Source organism: Sulfurimonas sp. NW7 (assembly GCF_051132265.1).
In the GTDB taxonomy this organism is placed as follows: domain Bacteria; phylum Campylobacterota; class Campylobacteria; order Campylobacterales; family Sulfurimonadaceae; genus Sulfurimonas; species Sulfurimonas hydrogeniphila.
This window is the reverse complement of sequence record NZ_CP093235.1, coordinates 712,769-727,990: the sequence shown is the minus strand read 5'-3', so window position 1 is coordinate 727,990 and position 15,222 is coordinate 712,769. Positions and strand designations below refer to the sequence as shown.

Annotated in this window: 15 protein-coding genes; 5 read left to right on the top strand and 10 right to left on the bottom strand. The window is 36.8% G+C overall.

Translation table 11 applies throughout. The features are described 5' to 3' along the window. Window positions 1-81 precede the first annotated feature (81 nt). The 6 genes from lgt to MLC35_RS03910 form a co-directional block, all read right to left on the bottom strand. Window positions 82-867 carry a prolipoprotein diacylglyceryl transferase gene (gene lgt / locus MLC35_RS03935; protein ID WP_434581365.1) on the bottom strand — a complete coding sequence of 262 codons (786 nt, stop codon included), beginning with the start codon at window positions 865-867 and terminating at the stop codon, window positions 82-84. Between the two features lies 1 nt (window position 868). Further along, window positions 869-2,152, bottom strand: a complete 1,284-nt coding sequence (locus tag MLC35_RS03930; RefSeq protein WP_151900752.1) for a (Fe-S)-binding protein — start codon at window positions 2,150-2,152, stop codon at window positions 869-871. Between the two features lie 2 nt (window positions 2,153-2,154). Continuing rightward, complete coding sequence (hemN, locus tag MLC35_RS03925; protein ID WP_151900753.1) at window positions 2,155-3,525, bottom strand: oxygen-independent coproporphyrinogen III oxidase; 1,371 nt, start codon at window positions 3,523-3,525, stop codon at window positions 2,155-2,157. A gap of 118 nt (window positions 3,526-3,643) precedes the next feature. Continuing rightward, on the bottom strand, window positions 3,644-4,930 hold the full coding sequence (locus MLC35_RS03920; RefSeq protein WP_434637901.1) for a 3-deoxy-D-manno-octulosonic acid transferase: 1,287 nt from the start codon (window positions 4,928-4,930) through the stop codon (window positions 3,644-3,646). Between the two features lie 184 nt (window positions 4,931-5,114). Then, window positions 5,115-5,486 (bottom strand): GtrA family protein, encoded by a 372-nt coding sequence (locus MLC35_RS03915; RefSeq protein ID WP_434637899.1) that lies wholly within the window; start codon window positions 5,484-5,486, stop codon window positions 5,115-5,117. Continuing rightward, window positions 5,476-6,408 (bottom strand): glycosyltransferase family 2 protein, encoded by a 933-nt coding sequence (locus MLC35_RS03910; protein ID WP_434637897.1) that lies wholly within the window; start codon window positions 6,406-6,408, stop codon window positions 5,476-5,478. Before MLC35_RS03910 ends, MLC35_RS03915 begins: the two co-directional genes overlap by 11 nt. A gap of 110 nt (window positions 6,409-6,518) precedes the next feature. On the opposite strand from MLC35_RS03910, the gene MLC35_RS03905 reads away from it, so the two are divergent. Both MLC35_RS03905 and MLC35_RS03900 read left to right on the top strand, forming a co-directional pair. Continuing rightward, window positions 6,519-7,727 carry an O-antigen ligase family protein gene (locus MLC35_RS03905; RefSeq protein WP_434637895.1) on the top strand — a complete coding sequence of 403 codons (1,209 nt, stop codon included), beginning with the start codon at window positions 6,519-6,521 and terminating at the stop codon, window positions 7,725-7,727. Further along, complete coding sequence (locus tag MLC35_RS03900; protein WP_151900757.1) at window positions 7,717-8,385, top strand: acyltransferase; 669 nt, start codon at window positions 7,717-7,719, stop codon at window positions 8,383-8,385. The genes MLC35_RS03905 and MLC35_RS03900 overlap by 11 nt, the downstream gene beginning before the upstream one ends. Here MLC35_RS03900 and MLC35_RS03895 read toward each other — a convergent pair. Genes MLC35_RS03895 through MLC35_RS03885 form a run of 3 tightly spaced genes read right to left on the bottom strand, consistent with a single transcriptional unit; the run spans window position 8,382 to window position 11,021 of the window. Next, window positions 8,382-8,930, bottom strand: a complete 549-nt coding sequence (locus MLC35_RS03895) for an acyltransferase (protein WP_151900758.1) — start codon at window positions 8,928-8,930, stop codon at window positions 8,382-8,384. The two genes, MLC35_RS03900 and MLC35_RS03895, sit on opposite strands and share 4 nt — an antisense overlap. Next, a complete protein-coding gene (locus MLC35_RS03890; RefSeq protein ID WP_434637892.1) occupies window positions 8,927-10,006 on the bottom strand; it encodes a glycosyltransferase family 4 protein in 1,080 nt (359 codons plus the stop codon). The genes MLC35_RS03895 and MLC35_RS03890 overlap by 4 nt, the downstream gene beginning before the upstream one ends. After that, the gene (locus MLC35_RS03885) at window positions 9,996-11,021 is read right to left on the bottom strand and encodes a glycosyltransferase family 9 protein (protein ID WP_151900760.1); all 1,026 of its coding nucleotides are present in this window, start codon (window positions 11,019-11,021) and stop codon (window positions 9,996-9,998) included. The genes MLC35_RS03890 and MLC35_RS03885 overlap by 11 nt, the downstream gene beginning before the upstream one ends. Window positions 11,022-11,079: 58 nt before the next feature. On the opposite strand from MLC35_RS03885, the gene MLC35_RS03880 reads away from it, so the two are divergent. Together MLC35_RS03880 and MLC35_RS03875 are read left to right on the top strand one after the other, a co-directional pair. Further along, entirely contained in the window at window positions 11,080-11,820 is a 741-nt protein-coding gene (locus MLC35_RS03880; protein ID WP_434637890.1) for a lipopolysaccharide kinase InaA family protein, read from the top strand. Further along, entirely contained in the window at window positions 11,810-12,583 is a 774-nt protein-coding gene (locus MLC35_RS03875; protein ID WP_434637888.1) for a glycosyltransferase family 2 protein, read from the top strand. Before MLC35_RS03880 ends, MLC35_RS03875 begins: the two co-directional genes overlap by 11 nt. Window positions 12,584-12,776: 193 nt before the next feature. Here MLC35_RS03875 and MLC35_RS03870 read toward each other — a convergent pair whose 3' ends face one another. Next, window positions 12,777-13,742, bottom strand: coding sequence for a glycosyltransferase family 9 protein (locus tag MLC35_RS03870; RefSeq protein WP_434637886.1), 966 nt, complete (start codon window positions 13,740-13,742; stop codon window positions 12,777-12,779). 189 nt (window positions 13,743-13,931) lie between these two features. Here MLC35_RS03870 and MLC35_RS03865 point away from each other — a divergent pair, with 189 nt between their 5' ends. Then, window positions 13,932-15,221, top strand: coding sequence for a glycosyl hydrolase (locus MLC35_RS03865; protein WP_434637884.1), 1,290 nt, complete (start codon window positions 13,932-13,934; stop codon window positions 15,219-15,221). Window position 15,222 lies beyond the last annotated feature (1 nt).

Sequence of the window (15,222 nt, the reverse complement as noted above, 5' to 3'; positions counted from 1 at the left end):
GCTTTGTTTTTGCTTCACCTTTTAGTCTTTAAAGACGCATAGTCCAGACTGAAGTCTGGATTCCAAAAGAGATATTAAGGCTTAAACCTTTTGACTCTTTTTATAACTCCACGCCATTAGGCCAATGCCTACAATCAAAAAGGGAATACTAAGCAGCTGCCCGGTTGTCAAATCAATTCCTAATGAATAATCAGCTTGGCGAACTTTGACAAATTCAATTAAAAATCTTGCACTGAAAACCAACACAAGAAAAAGCCCAAACAAAAAGCCCTTTTGCAGCTTCTTATAGTTTCCTTTATAAATCAATGTCAATACAAAAAAGATAAAAAGGTACGACAAAGCCTCATAGAGTTGCACAGGATGTCTTGGAATCATATCCACCCTGCTAAAGACAACAGCCCAGGGCAGGTCACTCGGTTTGCCTATAATTTCGGAATTTATAAAATTTCCCATGCGGACAAAAAAACCAAAAAGTGCCGTGGGGATTACAAGCCGGTCAATCAGCCATAAAAAGTCTGTTTTATACTTTTTACATCCGTAATACAGAGCAATCAAAACACCCAGTCCACCACCGTGAGAGGCCAATCCGCCTTCCCATACGGCAAAAATCTTCATAGGATGTGCCAGATAATAATCCGGATCATAAAACAGGACATGACCGAGTCTTGCTCCTATAACTATTCCGACGACCGCATACAAAAAAAGCGGTTCAATCGTGCTTTCATCTTTGTTTTCCAAACGATAGACCCATTTCATAAACTCCAGACCCGAAAGTATCGCTGCAGCAAACAACAGCCCGTACCAATGTACCTGCAAGGGTCCAAATGAAATTAAAATAGGGTCAGCGTTCCAGACAAAATGATTCATACTACTCTTTTAACGCCTCTGCTATAAGTTCAATCGGATTTTTAAAAACCGTCTCAACCCCAGCATTGTGCATAGAATTGTTTATCTGCATACGACAGGCACTGCACTCTGCACTGACAATCTCCGCCTTTGTTTCTTTAATCATGGCCGCTTTTGGCACACCTGCAGCTTTTGCAAAATGATACTTTTCTGTCTGCATGGTCACACCGCCAAATCCGCAGCATAAATTCGGATCACTCATTTCCACTATTTTATAGTTTTGGCGAATCAGATTTCTCGGTTCTTCGTGAATGCCCTGCATCTTTTTCGCATGACAGGGGTCATGGTAGGTTACTATCGGACTTGCTTTTTTCTTGGATGCCAGAAGATGTTCCAAATGGGTATGGTGCTGCAGCCACTCCGTAGCCATAAAAACCTTCTCCATAACCGCTTTGGCACGGGCTTTCCACTCCGGCTGGTCATGAAAATAGTGTTCATAATCTATTTTGAGCATTGCACTGCATGTAGCCTCAGGAACGATAATAGCCTCAACATCTTTGGCAAAACTCTCAAAGTATTCTATGTTAAACTTTGCATTTGCATCAACTGTATCAAAATCTCCCGTAAAATACGCAGGCGCAGAACAGCATTTTTGACTTTTTGCCAAAAATGCATCAATTTCAAGCACTTCTAAAATTTCTAAAAGAGAATCTCCTATGTTTTTGTAATTGTAATTTGCCAAACAGCCTATAAAAACAGCTACTTTTCGCTTTCCGCCGTTGTTTATATTTTCAGGATGAGAATTTAAAAAAGATGTTTTTGTCAAACTCGGCATCAATCTGTCAGATTTTATAATCGGCAGATTGAAGCGTGATGTCATAGAATTAATATCATCTTTGATTTTAAATCCGCAGGTCTGAAAGGTATACCCAAGCTTAAATGCAATGTCATTGAGCCATCTGTGACGCAGAAGCAAAAAGAAGGCTTTTTTGTACCATGCTATACCGAATTTTTGTGCAATGTCACTGCGCACCTGCTCTATTATCATATCTGTCGGCAGTGACTTGGGGCACACTTCAACACAGGCCGTACATAAAAAACAGCTCTCAAATATATCTTTTGCCGTCTTGTCAAGCTCCAGATTTCCGCGTTTGTACGCTCCCAAAAGGTCTATAAATCCACGTGGAGAAGTCACCTCATCCGCATTGACATTATGAATGGTACACACAGGAATACACTTCCCGCATTTGACACAATCATCAGCGATCTCATTAAAATTAAAAATATCTTCTGGTTTTTTACTCATACTTACACCGTCTTTGAAAATGTTTTGTCACTGCCGGCATGACGCTTCATATAGGCATCAAAAGGCATGGCAATATTTCGAATGAGCAGGGTGCCTGTTGGGGAACACTCTATATACTCATTATTCATTGTTATTAATTCTTCTTCCATAAAAGGTTTTAAATCCAAAAGTGCATCTTCAAAATACTTTTTAAATTCCAACCCAAACATAGCTTCAAATCTTTTAATATCAAGCTTGAAATTACTCATGAGTTCCATAATGACATGCTGGCGAATCATATCATCTTCACTCAAAGCCACTCCCCGTTCAAACGGCAGTTTGCCCGCATCAATTGCTGCTTCATACGAAGGCATATCTTTAAAATTCTGAGCATAGTAATCAACCCCTTCTCCGATGGAAGTTAGTCCTACTCCGATCAAGTCTGCTCCGCCTTTGGTGGTATAGCCTTGAAAGTTTCTATGCAACTCACCCTTGTCTATGGCTTTAAAAAGTTCATCTTCTGGTTTCGCAAAATGATCCATACCTATCATTTTATACCCGTTGTTTGTTAAAAAGTCAATTGTGTACTGCATAATCTGCAGTTTTTCATCAGGACGCGGCAGTGTTGTTTCATCTATCTTGCGCATTGTCTTTTTCAGCCATGGCACATGTGCATAGTTAAATACCGCAAACCTGTCAGGATTTAACGTCAATGCCAACGAAAGCGTCTCTTTGAATGTATCAAGTGTTTGAAAAGGCAGCCCGTAAATCAAGTCAACATTGACTGAGTCCATATTGTATTTGCGTGCCAGATCCATTGCATCTTTTGTGATATTGTACGGCTGGACGCGATGCACAGCAACTTGCACTTTTTCATTGAAATCCTGAATACCAAAACTTACACGGTTAAATCCGTGTTCACTCATCACACGCATTTGCTCTTCATTGATATGGCGCGGGTCTATTTCACAGGAAATCTCTGCATCTGCGACAAAATTCGGAAAATAGGACTTGATTTCAGTTATGATTTCATCTAGTTGTGCAGCAGAAAAAAAAGTAGGCGTACCTCCGCCAAAATGCATTTGAATCACGTCTCGCTTACAATCCAAATGCTCTGAGAGAATTTTCAGTTCACGCTTGAGATACTCCATATACCGAATCATTTTATCTTCTTTTGAGGTAAAAACAACATTACACCCACAAAAATAACAGGCATTTTTACAAAACGGTAAATGAAAATAAAGGCTCAAAGGACGAGAAGAGTCCTGTGTTTGCAGTTTTTTTATATATTCGTCATAACCAAAGGCATCATTAAATTCCAACGCTGTAGGATACGAGGTATATCTTGGTCCCGGCTTGGAGTATTTTGTAAATTTTGCGAAGTCTAATTCCATCTGTTGCTTCCCTCTGTCAATAATTCATTGGATTATCTCCAAAAAGTGTTGAAGAACTCATAAAAGCATGTGAGTTTCGAATGAAATCTAATTTTCATTTTATATTTAAAGCCAACACCTATTGAATGACACTCTTTTTGATATACGCTTCAGTATCTTGGATGTAATTGGTATTGATAGAGTATTTTCGACTGTCTAACGCACCCATTATATTGATAAAAGTAAAATACAACACGATAAAAATTAATATTTTTGTCATATACTTTTGTCCATATTCTTTAAGATAAATCACAACAGGAAGAATGGCAAAAGGAAAAACAATGATAAGGTGCCAGTAGCTAAAAATAATCGGCGACAAAACAGAACTGACAAACACCCCGACAAGTGCACCAAACACATACAGAAGCAGCCATTCCTGTTTTGTTTCTATGGGTTGATGTCTTGTAAATAATTTTCCTTTGACAAGTGTGTAAAAATATCTGTTTGCTTTGTAAGATATGTAAATTGTAAAAGCACCTACTGAAAAAACAAGTGCTTTATACCCATACACAAAAATCATCTGCACAAAATGCGAAGCCCCCAGCCAGTCAAAATGTGCACTGGCAATGAGCTTGTTTGGAAAGAAAAAAGAACCATAGCGCAACCAGTAAAGAAATGACTTCAGGACAGGATAGACATGCACACCGCCCCAGCCTATATACCGTCCCGTATCATCAGCATGATGGATTATTGCACTGTTTTGCATCACGGTCAGCAAATAAGGCACCAAAGAGATACCAATAACAAGCGTTCCAAACAACACGCCGTACCAATTTACTTTTACCATGTTTCTATAAAGCAGATAGAGTGAAATAAGCGCAAGTATAATCCACGAATAATGAAACTGCAACGCCAACCCTATAGCTGTTACATGTAAAAAAGAATAAACAAAAGAACTTTTCTCACGCTGTTTGTAGGCAGTCCAAATATGCAGGGCAGAAAAGAAAAAAAGATATGACGGATTGTATAAAATATTTTCAAACAAAAACCAGGGATTGAGCCAGTACAGCACCAAAAAGATCAAACGAACATCTGTTTTGTATATATCTTTGAGCACACTGTCCAAGAGAAAATAAGAAGCAAGATGCAAAAATATCAAAAAAAGCATCGGTGACATCGGAGAATCATAAAGCATCACAGGCAGTGCTACCACATAAGAAATCATACTTCCCGGTACATTACCGACCGCACTTGCCGCATTGCCGTAGTTAATCCAGACATGATTATATGCCCCCATATAACCCTTGTAAAGCATTTGCGTTTGATCACCCGTAAGTATTTGGTGCTGTGCATAAAACCACGCTAAAAACAGACCCAAAACAAGCAAACTTATCTGAATAATTTTAAATCTTTGTTCTAAAAACAAATCAACTTCCTTTTTTAAATATTTGCAACCTAAACTTTAAACTTGAAAAGAGCACAAAGCCATTTAATCGGAATCGGTACTTTAGTGCCGACTGAGAGTGGAAAGACTATTGCAACAGCCGGCACTGAAGTACCGGTTCCGAAAAAGCATTAATTTTCTTAACTTAATGGCATTGACAAAAAAATTATTTAAATGTCCAAAACTTATGAATAACAAATGTAATAAGCGGCATTATAGCAACTATCACCAGTGTGTGCAAATAGCTGTTTTGAATCGGAAAAATATCAGAAAGCAGATAAGAAAACAGAAAAGTTCCATACTGCACCAAAAAAAATTTCATAAATTTTTTAAAATGAAAAGTGCTGTGAAATACATAAAGCGTCTGAAAAACATAAGAAAAGACAAACGCCGTAAAAAATGCTAAAGTATTGGCAACAAAAACAGAGGCCGCAAAAAAGTAAATAATTGCCCAAGCAGTCAAAAGATGCACAAGCGTTGCTATGACTCCAAAAAAGCCATATTTTGCCAGCTGAACAATATGGCTTTTAATATTCATTTTCTACTATATAAATCGGTCTGTTTTTTGATTCTACATATATTCTACCGATATATTCGCCGAGTATGCCTATGCCCATCAACTGAATACCGCCTAAAAAGAGTACAACCGTAATCATAGAAGCATACCCGGGAGTATCTGCGCCAAACAAAAGCGTTTTTAAGATAATCCATGAACCATAAATAAAAGAGATAAAAGCAAGCCCCAAACCTATATATAGCCACACACGAAGCGGTGCCGTTGAAAAACTCGTGATACCGTCAAGCGCAAAGTTCCACAACTTCCAGCCATTAAAACTACTGTCTCCGGCAATACGCGCATCTCTTTTGTACTCGACAACCGCCGTTTTAAACCCAAGCCAGGCAAAAAGCCCTTTCATAAAACGCTGACTCTCAGGCAGTTTTTTCAGCTCATTTACAACACGCCGAGACATTAACCTGTAATCACCGACATTATGAGGAATCTCAATATCTGAAATTTTATTATGAATTTTGTAAAAAAATTCGGCACTGATACGTTTGGCAACACTGTCTGTTGTACGATCGACACGCTTACCAACGACCACATCATAGCCTTCTTTGTATTTTTTGATAAAATCAAGTATCAACTCAGGCGGATCTTGCAAATCAACGTCTATAGGAACGACAACTTCCCCTTTGGATGCATCAATCCCGGCTGTAAGTGCCGCCTCTTTGCCAAAGTTTCTTGAGAGATTTATTACTCGTACATTGTCATACTCTTTGGATTTTTCTTTGAGCACAGACAAAGTACTGTCACGACTCCCGTCATTTACAAAGACTATTTCAAAGTCTTCATCTACATATTCTAAAACAGAAAAAATTTTATTGAGAAATACATTTATAACGTCTTCTTCATTGTAACAGGGAACGACTATTGATAAAAAAGGAGATTTCTTTTGCATATTAACTCATATTTTCTGATTTGTATTCGTAATTATACCTTTTTTAGGAATATTTTTGTACACTTCTGCTGCAAATATAAAATAACAACTTAGGGTAAAATCCAATCAATATGCAAAAACAAATAGATTATAAAAAATATATCAGCTATCTTTTAATTGGATATGCCTTTAGTTTTCCAATTTCCAAAGCAGCTACAAATCTTTTTGAAATACTGGCCATCCTTTTATGGATAGTGGAAGGAAACTGGAAAGAAAAATTTGCACTTTACAAAAATAATCTCCTTAGCATAACCATAGCACTGCTTATAGGATTTAGTCTTCTCTCTATTCTTTGGCACGGTAATGCAGAACTTACTTTTAGATATGTAGCAAAATATAGACATTTACTCATTATTTTTGTTTTTTACAGCTCTTTTGACAATAAATATACATCACATATAATCTCAGCCTTTTTATTAAGCATGTTTCTAAGTGAAATAATGTCTTATGCCATATTTTTTGAATTAATAAAATATAAAAATATTTCACCAAATGATCCTTCCCCTTTTATGAGTCATATGACATACAGTACGGTTTTGGCTTTTACGATAAGTATTTTATTAATTAAACTCTTTTATGAAAAAAATCTAAAGTACAAATTTTTCTATATCCTCTTTTTTCTTACGGCAACAACAAACCTCTTTATAAATGGAGGTCGGACGGGACAAATTATATTTATAAGTTTGATATTTTTCACAATTTTCAGTTCCATGAAAGACAAGATAAAAGCCTTTATAAGTTCTTTCATTATAGTCCTGCTTACTTTTAGTTTAGCTTATAGTTTTAGTGAAAATTTTGACAATAGAGTAAATCAACTTTATACTGATTTCAACAATGTAATTACGCATAACAATTATACAGGAAGTGGAGGCTCAAGAATAGCCTTGACTATTGTAGGGGTTGACACCTTTCTTGATCACCCATTACTTGGCACAGGACTCGCTTATAACATACACAATATAACAGTCTACGCCAAAGCACATAATTTCAATGCTCAACAAATATCAAGATTTGCTGACTATCATAGCACTTTTCTGACAATATCTACTCAGCTTGGTATTGTCGGTCTACTTATTTCTTTACTTATTATTTATGTTTTACTAACCTTTAAAATTAAGAATAAAGAATACAAACTGATGAGCCTTTTGTTTGGAATATCATTTATAATATTTTCATTTACACATAATACTTTCCACACCATGAATCCTATGATCTTTTTTGCTCTTTTTACAGGACTTTTTAACACAATTCAAAGATTAGAGACGCAACATGAACATTGACAAAATAGTAAAACTCATACGATATACTGCAGGACTTCCAAAAAGTATTTATGTCAACCTGAGACTTTTGCCACTTTCACAGGCAGTTCTTCTGCCTATAATAGTTTCCCGTAAAACAAAACTGCGTTCGTTATCTGGAAAAGTGCAACTTTCCAAAGTAAAAACCGGCATTGTTCGCATAGGTTTTGGTGGGACAGATATGATGGACTATGCTTATGAACGCACTATTTTAAAAATTACAGGAAAGATTCATTTTCAGGGCAAAACAAAAATTGGCGTAGGTGCAAAAATAATGGTCAGCGGAAACCTTACTTTAGGAGACAGGTTCGATATCACCGGTGACGCCACCATAATCTGTGCAAAAGAGATTGAAATCGGGAACAACACTATGATAGCGTGGCAAAGTATCCTTATGGATACCGACCAGCATGCTATTTATAATGCGCAGCATACTGTTATCAATCAAGATAAAAAAATCACTATTGGCAATAATGTCTGGATAGGGGCGAGAAGTTTTATACTCAAAGGGTCTGTAATTCCGGATGGCTGTATTGTCGGTGCAAATACAACAATTACAAAATCTTTCACTACGAAAAAAAGTATTATTGCAGGCAATCCTGCTGAAATTTTAAAAGAAAATATAAGTTGGAATCATTAATGCATCCAGTTCGTGATACCTTTTTTCACAACAACAGCCGGATTGCCAACAGCGATAGAAAAAGCAGGAATATTTTTTGTCACAGTAGCATTGATGCCTAACACACTTCCGTCCCCTATATCTACTCCTTTTAAAACAGTAACGTTATCAGCAAGCCAGACGTGTTTGCCTATTGCAATGTCTTTCCCTTCATTGATAACAGCAGTGTCTACATAAATAAAATGCCCGTCTGAAGTCATAATTTTCACATTTCTAGACAACATACACTCATCCTGAATAATTAATTTTTTGCCCTCTTTTGCTGAGAGATAGCAACCGTGACCCACAATAGTATTTTTACCTATATGTATGGAACAGTTGTCTCCTAAAATTTCTATCTGTGTGTATCGTATCGTTACACCGTCTTCAATAGTCAGGCTGTTATTTTTTCCTTTTATGGAAATATCACAGTTGGTAATTTTTGCGTTTTTTGAAAGCGACAAAACGACGCTGCCTTTGATTCTTATTTTATTGCGGAGCTTCTGAAGGAGTGTAAATTTTTTCATCTTATTACTCTGTAGAGTTTCTCAAGCTGTGCAGTATAATCAAACTTTTCTTTTACTTTTTTAAAAGCTGCTTGAGCAATTCCTTCCTTCACATGTAAATCATTATATAAAAATCGGATTTTCTCTCCCAAGTCATCTACACTTCCGTCAAACAGCAGTCCATCCACACCCTCATCTATAATTTCCAATGGCCCCCCTTTGCATGTAGCTATGACCGGAATTCTGTTTGCCATCGCTTCAATGACTACAAGTCCAAAGGTTTCGTTTTCTGTGGCAAGCACATTCACGTCAAAAAGTTGCATATGCTCATTCACATCTTTTGTAAAACCGGTAAAAATCACTTGTTGTTCTATACCCAGCTTTTTTACATACGCCTGCAGTTCCTGTGCATAATTATCATCCATAAAAGCTCCCACAACAACTGCTTTTAGATTTGCATCTTTTAACCTTGCTACAGCTTCTAAAACTTTATACTGTCCTTTGCCTTTTTCTATTCTGCCGACAATTCCGACAACAAAAGCATCTTTAAGTTGATATTTTTGTCGCAATTGCGCCACTTTATCTGCATCTGTCTCCGGAGTTTTTACGCCAAGATAGACCATTTCAAGTTGTGGTCTTACTTCTGTAGGAATGAACTTTTCAAGCTGTTTTTTCACCTGCAGGGTTACCGCATGTATCATATCAATATTTTTATAAAGCCATTTATGGTAAAAATCATCTTTAAAACGGGTCATTCCCATATGTCGGCTCTGCACCAGCTTTGGTTTTTTTCTGCTCAGTACTTTAGCCAAAACAGCCGTTACGATATCTTTACTCCAATGAAAATGTACTATATCAATGTCATTTTCATCTATATATTTAGCTAGTTGCAAAGCCGGTATAAATGGAAAAAATTTATTTCGTTTAAGATAAAACTTGTCATTGATATCAAGATAGTCATCAAGTTTGCTTTGCGGTGCTACAACCACTTTACATGTAGTCTTTTTAGAAAACTCTTCATAACAACTTGCCACAAACATCTCAAGCCCACCCAGTCCGTGTGCCAGACACAATTCCAAAATATTTTTATTTTTCATACAGTTTGTCTATGAGTTGTTTTGTAACGGCGAATACATCCGCAACTTCCGGTGAGGTATATTCAACATTAAAAACACAGTCATGCTTCTCTTCGCGTGGCCAATACCGAAACGGCGGTATATGAAAAAAGATGCCTACTGTCGGAATCTCCAATGCAATGCCCATATTTCGTACACCGGTGTCATTAGAAACAAGGCATCGACTGTTTGCCAAAAAGTGCATTACTTCTTCTATGGGCATAACTTCTTGAAGTTTTATGTTTTTTCTCTCTTTGAGCGGTTCGTAAATTTCATAAAATTTTTCATCTTTGCCGATACCTTGAAGAATAACATGATCATAATCCTGATAGTTTTGGGACATCTTTGCAATTAACTCCCGAAACTTATCTTCCTCCCAACACTTGCTTTTTGTCGAAGCACCGGCAAAATAAACAATTTGTTTGAGATCCTCTGTTTTCGGGTATAGTTTTTCCAATCCGTAATGAAGCGGAAACTCTGTTTTTGCCCCTAAAATATTGAGCATATGTTCCACAGAAACAGCCTCCACAACAAAATCACTTCTGAGTGTCGCTATATCAAAAAACATTCTTCTGATAGTTCTATACGGGTAACCTATTTTTAATTTTGCCTGAGACAAAAAAACCAGTAAAAGGCTCAAAGTACTGTCTGTCAAATCAAATATAATATCCTGAGGAGGCAGTTCTTTTGCCTCTTTGATCCGCGTAAGAAGTCCTGTTTTTGAACCGTCTTCTTTATATCTGCTCATTACATGTAATGCATCTGTCAGATCCTCTGGAATGCCGTACATATAATGTTTTACAACACTTAAAGTAATTTTTGCATTGGGGAAAAATTTACGAAGTTCTATCAAAAAAGGACGTATGTTCATAAAATCGCCGATAGCCGCATGACGGATAACTGTTATACTTTTTATATCTTGCGGTTTTTTGTCTTTTAAATATTCTCGTGCTTTTTGAGATGCAAACGCACTGCCTCTTCTAAAATTTAACTTCAAGCTAATGCCTTTTTTTGTATAATTATTTTTATTATACAAAATTATTTATGAGAGTTCTATGAAATACAAACTAAATCCGTCTTTTGAAAATGAGTTTAAAGATTTTTTGCTGCACATGCAAAAATATTTCAGGGATAACAAAAACTCTATTCACAAAGCCCGCAATGAACTAAAAATAATTTCTTACAAAGAGATACAGACTGTTGTCAAATCTTTTAAAATTCCAAACTTCTTTCGTCGCATTTTTTATACCTGTTTTCGGGATTCAAAAGCAAAAAAATCGTATGACAACTCCATAAAAGTAGGCAATTTTGCACCTGAACCTATTGGGTATATTGAGTTTTACAGACAGGGACTTCTGGCTGAGAGTTATTTTGTGGCAAAAAAATTTGATTATGATTTTACAATCCGAGAACCTTTACTCGATAAAAATTTTCCAAAAAGAGAAAAAATTCTAAAAGCCTTTGCCCGCTTCAGTCTGCAACTGCATAATGCCGGTATATTTCACAATGACTATTCTCCGGGAAATATTTTGATCAAACAAGAAGCTGAAAACTATATATTTAAAATAGTAGATGTTAACCGCATGGATTTTTGTTCCCTAAATAAAAATAAAAGAGCAAAAAGCTTTGCAAAACTCTGGGCAAGCAATGCAGATTTACAGATCATTGCGCAGGAGTATATGCAACACCGCAAAGTCAAAGAAGATTTTGTACAAAAGGTTATAGAGTATTCTGTTCAAAACAAAAGACGAAAAAACTTCAAAAAACGACTCAAAGGAAAAGAAATTGATTGGTAATATCTCTGCTGTCGTATTAGCAAAAAACAACGAAGCAACTATACAAAAAACACTCCAATCTCTGCGCGAATTTGAAGATGTTGTGGTGTATGACAACGGTTCTACTGACAAAACAATGGAGATTGCAAAACAGTTTTCAAATGTAAACTTAGTCCAAGGCGAATTTAAAGGTTTTGGCTGGAGTAAAAACAGAGCGGCAGGTTTTGCCAAAAATGATTGGATTCTCATCATCGACAGCGATGAAGTCATCGATGATACTTTGAAAAAGACACTGCAACAAAAAAAGCTTGATGCGCACACTGTCTATATTCTAAATTTTCGAGCTTTTTACAAAAATATAGAAGTCAAACACTGTGGCTGGAACAATCAAAAAATCAAACGCCTCTACAATAGAACCGTCACAAAGTATAATGACAATGATGTCCATGAAGACATCATCACAGAGGGTTTGCATACAGAGATTTTAGACGGCAACGTACTGCATTACAGCTACCAGAGCATAGAGCAGTTTATAAACAAAGCCAACACCTACTCCACTCTTTTTGCAAAAAACAATGCAGGAAAAAAATATTCCTCTCCGGCAAAAGCTTTCTTTAACGGAGCCTATTCTTTCATTAAAACCTATTTTTTCAAACAGGGATTTCGAGACGGCTATGTGGGACTTGTCATCGCCTGTTCGCATATGGTGACGAATTTTTATAAATATATCAAACTCTATGAACTCAATAAAGAACAAAAAAACAAAAAACCCGGTCGGCACTAAAGTACCGATTCCAAAATATTTCTCGGAACCGGTACTGCAGTGCCGGCTGTTAGAACTTTCTTGCCATTTTCAGCCCAGACTACAGAAAAAATTTAGTTTTTTTCTAAGTTATGCTTTAGCATTAAAAGTCTGAGTTCCAAAGTGTTTCTCAGAACCGGTACTTCAGTGCCGGCTGATGTATGCCTGAATATTTTTATACGTTTAGCAAATCCTGTTTCACTGCTTCAAACATCTCTGCACGCTTGGCTTTATCACTCGGCAACATATAATGTGTTTGCAGTTTTTCATCCCCAACGGCTTTCCATCTCTGCGCACTTGCAAACTTTGAGTCACCAAAAAATGTCATCGTCGGGGTTCCTACTAAAGATGCCAAATGATAGGTACCTGTAGAAGTAGAGATAAAAAGTTTAAAACTGCTGATAAGTCTTGCAAAATTTACTATGCCGTCATTTGAAAGATAAAAAACAGCATCAGTATCTTGCAGACGCTTTTGCATCTCTTCTTCCAGGCTTTTTTCATCCGGACCAAAAGTTAGTACTACGCTATACCTGTTTACATGTAAGGTTTCACGAATCAGTATTTCATACTCATCCAAATTCCAGTTGGCATCCGAAGAACCGCCAAAACCTACATGAAAAGCTATAACATCTTTTGTTATATTATACTTTTGGCAAAACTTTTCATACTCCTTTTGGGCATTATCAAACTGAAGCAGTGGTTTTGGATATTGCAGTTTAATATCCGGAAAAAGAGTTTGTGTCAGTGCAAGATTGTATTCAAACTCAGCCATTTTAACTTCACTGCGTCTCTGTTTTATTCGTTTGTTATAAAAGATCTGCGCTATTTTTGTTGCGGGAGCAATTCTTGTTGGTATGCCTGCTAAAAACTGTGCAAGCGCCACTCTTGTATTTGAAAAAAGCGTGACTGATGCATCAATATCTGAATGCTTGAGCTTTTTGACAAGTGAAAAAACAGAGCTTTTTCCATCATCTACAATAACCTCATCTATAAAGTTACATGTAAGTGCCAAAGCTTTGTTCACAGGAGCGACAAGTGCTATGATTTTATTTTTAGGATTATGCTGTTTAAGGAGATACATTGCCGGCAACGCTGTTATAAAATCGCCTAGCTTGTCTGTACGCACGACCAATATTCTCATTCCGTATTATCCTAACAAAAGAATTCAAAACTAATTTTTATTTTTTTCGGAAACGATGCTTTAGCTTCGTCTTTTAGGCATATAAGCAAATCAGCCCAGGTTAAAATCCAGGTTCCAAAAAACTACATAATTTTTATAATCTGTCTCAGTTTTTATGTATTTTATCCTAAAAAGGATATAATCCTACTTATGAAAAAACCTTTTACCTGGGATGACTATTCCGACCAACCGGCACCGCTGCAAGACAAGAGATACAAAAAGTCTATGCGTAAAAAAGAGAAATTTTCTTTGCTTTTCACATTTGTCTCTTCTTTGATTATTCTTCCCTTGAGTATTTTAATGATGCCCTTTGTCAAAAGAAAAGAGGTTAATACAGCAAACTTTTTTTCTTTAGGTGTCGACTGGCAGAGAAACACTCAAGAGACACAGGCAATGCTTGAAGAGTTGAAAGTAAAAAGCATTCTTGTCCGTTTTAAACTTTGGGAGATGGACCGACTCAATGAACTTGCAGCATTTATCAAGCAAAACAGCAATAAGCAGATTATACTTAAAATCCTGCAGGACCGTGAACATATAGAAGATTTACAACTCCTTAAAAATAATTTACATGTAATCTTTACAAGCTTGGGCACCTCTGTAACACGCTATGAAATCGGTTCAACACTCAACCGTGCAAAGTGGGGATTTTTCTCCGTACGCGAATATCTTGATTTTTATAAAGTTGCATATGATTTGAAAAAAAAGGAATTTCCCGACATTCGGCTCCTTGGCAGCGGTGTTATAGATTTTGAATTTTACTTTACTGTACACACTCTTTTTAACTTTTGCAAATGCAGATATGACGGCATTGCGGCACTTTTATATGTTGACAGACGCGGTGCTCCTGAAAATACACAGCTCGGATTTACCCTAAGCGATAAAATTGCCCTGCTGAGCACTCTGGTGTGGCTCTCTTTAAAAACAAAGCAGGAGTTACATGTAACCGAAGTGAACTGGCCTCTCTCAAATACGGCACCTTATGCACCGACAAGTGAGTATGAATGTGTCAGTGAAGCACTCTATGCTGATTATATGCTGCGCTACTATCTTTTGACTTTTGCTTCCCAGCAGGTCGATTCCGTCTCCTGGCATCAGCTCATAGCTCCCGGCTACGGTCTGGTTGACAACAGAGAAGGGATTAAAAAAAGAGAAGCTTTTTATACTTACATGTACATGCTTCAAACACTTGAAAATGCGCAGTTTTTACGCATGGATATTAAACGAGGCTACTACACAATGCAGGTACTTGTCAATGACAAGATACTTCAAATCCACTGGTCACTCAAAGAAACAACCCTCCAAAATCAAGACTTTTTTGATGTTTACTCCAAAACCGGTGAAAAAATAGAAGATGAAACCTTGACTGTCGGCTCTTCTCCTTTGTATATTTTCATTACAAAAGAGGTAGGAAAACAGGTCAATGCAAGTGAGCGCATCTAAT

Excerpts from the sequence above, each read along its gene's own strand:
- lgt (WP_434581365.1), bottom strand. The coding sequence starts at position 867 with ATGAATCATTTTGTCTGGAACGCTGACCCTATTTTAATTTCATTTGGA.
- MLC35_RS03930 (WP_151900752.1), bottom strand. The coding sequence starts at position 2,152 with ATGAGTAAAAAACCAGAAGATATTTTTAATTTTAATGAGATCGCTGAT.
- hemN (WP_151900753.1), bottom strand. The coding sequence starts at position 3,525 with ATGGAATTAGACTTCGCAAAATTTACAAAATACTCCAAGCCGGGACCA.
- MLC35_RS03915 (WP_434637899.1), bottom strand. The coding sequence starts at position 5,486 with ATGAATATTAAAAGCCATATTGTTCAGCTGGCAAAATATGGCTTTTTT.
- MLC35_RS03910 (WP_434637897.1), bottom strand. The coding sequence starts at position 6,408 with ATGCAAAAGAAATCTCCTTTTTTATCAATAGTCGTTCCCTGTTACAAT.
- MLC35_RS03905 (WP_434637895.1), top strand. The coding sequence starts at position 6,519 with ATGCAAAAACAAATAGATTATAAAAAATATATCAGCTATCTTTTAATT.
- MLC35_RS03900 (WP_151900757.1), top strand. The coding sequence starts at position 7,717 with ATGAACATTGACAAAATAGTAAAACTCATACGATATACTGCAGGACTT.
- MLC35_RS03895 (WP_151900758.1), bottom strand. The coding sequence starts at position 8,930 with ATGAAAAAATTTACACTCCTTCAGAAGCTCCGCAATAAAATAAGAATC.
- MLC35_RS03890 (WP_434637892.1), bottom strand. The coding sequence starts at position 10,006 with ATGAAAAATAAAAATATTTTGGAATTGTGTCTGGCACACGGACTGGGT.
- MLC35_RS03880 (WP_434637890.1), top strand. The coding sequence starts at position 11,080 with ATGAAATACAAACTAAATCCGTCTTTTGAAAATGAGTTTAAAGATTTT.
- MLC35_RS03870 (WP_434637886.1), bottom strand. The coding sequence starts at position 13,742 with ATGAGAATATTGGTCGTGCGTACAGACAAGCTAGGCGATTTTATAACA.
- MLC35_RS03865 (WP_434637884.1), top strand. The coding sequence starts at position 13,932 with ATGAAAAAACCTTTTACCTGGGATGACTATTCCGACCAACCGGCACCG.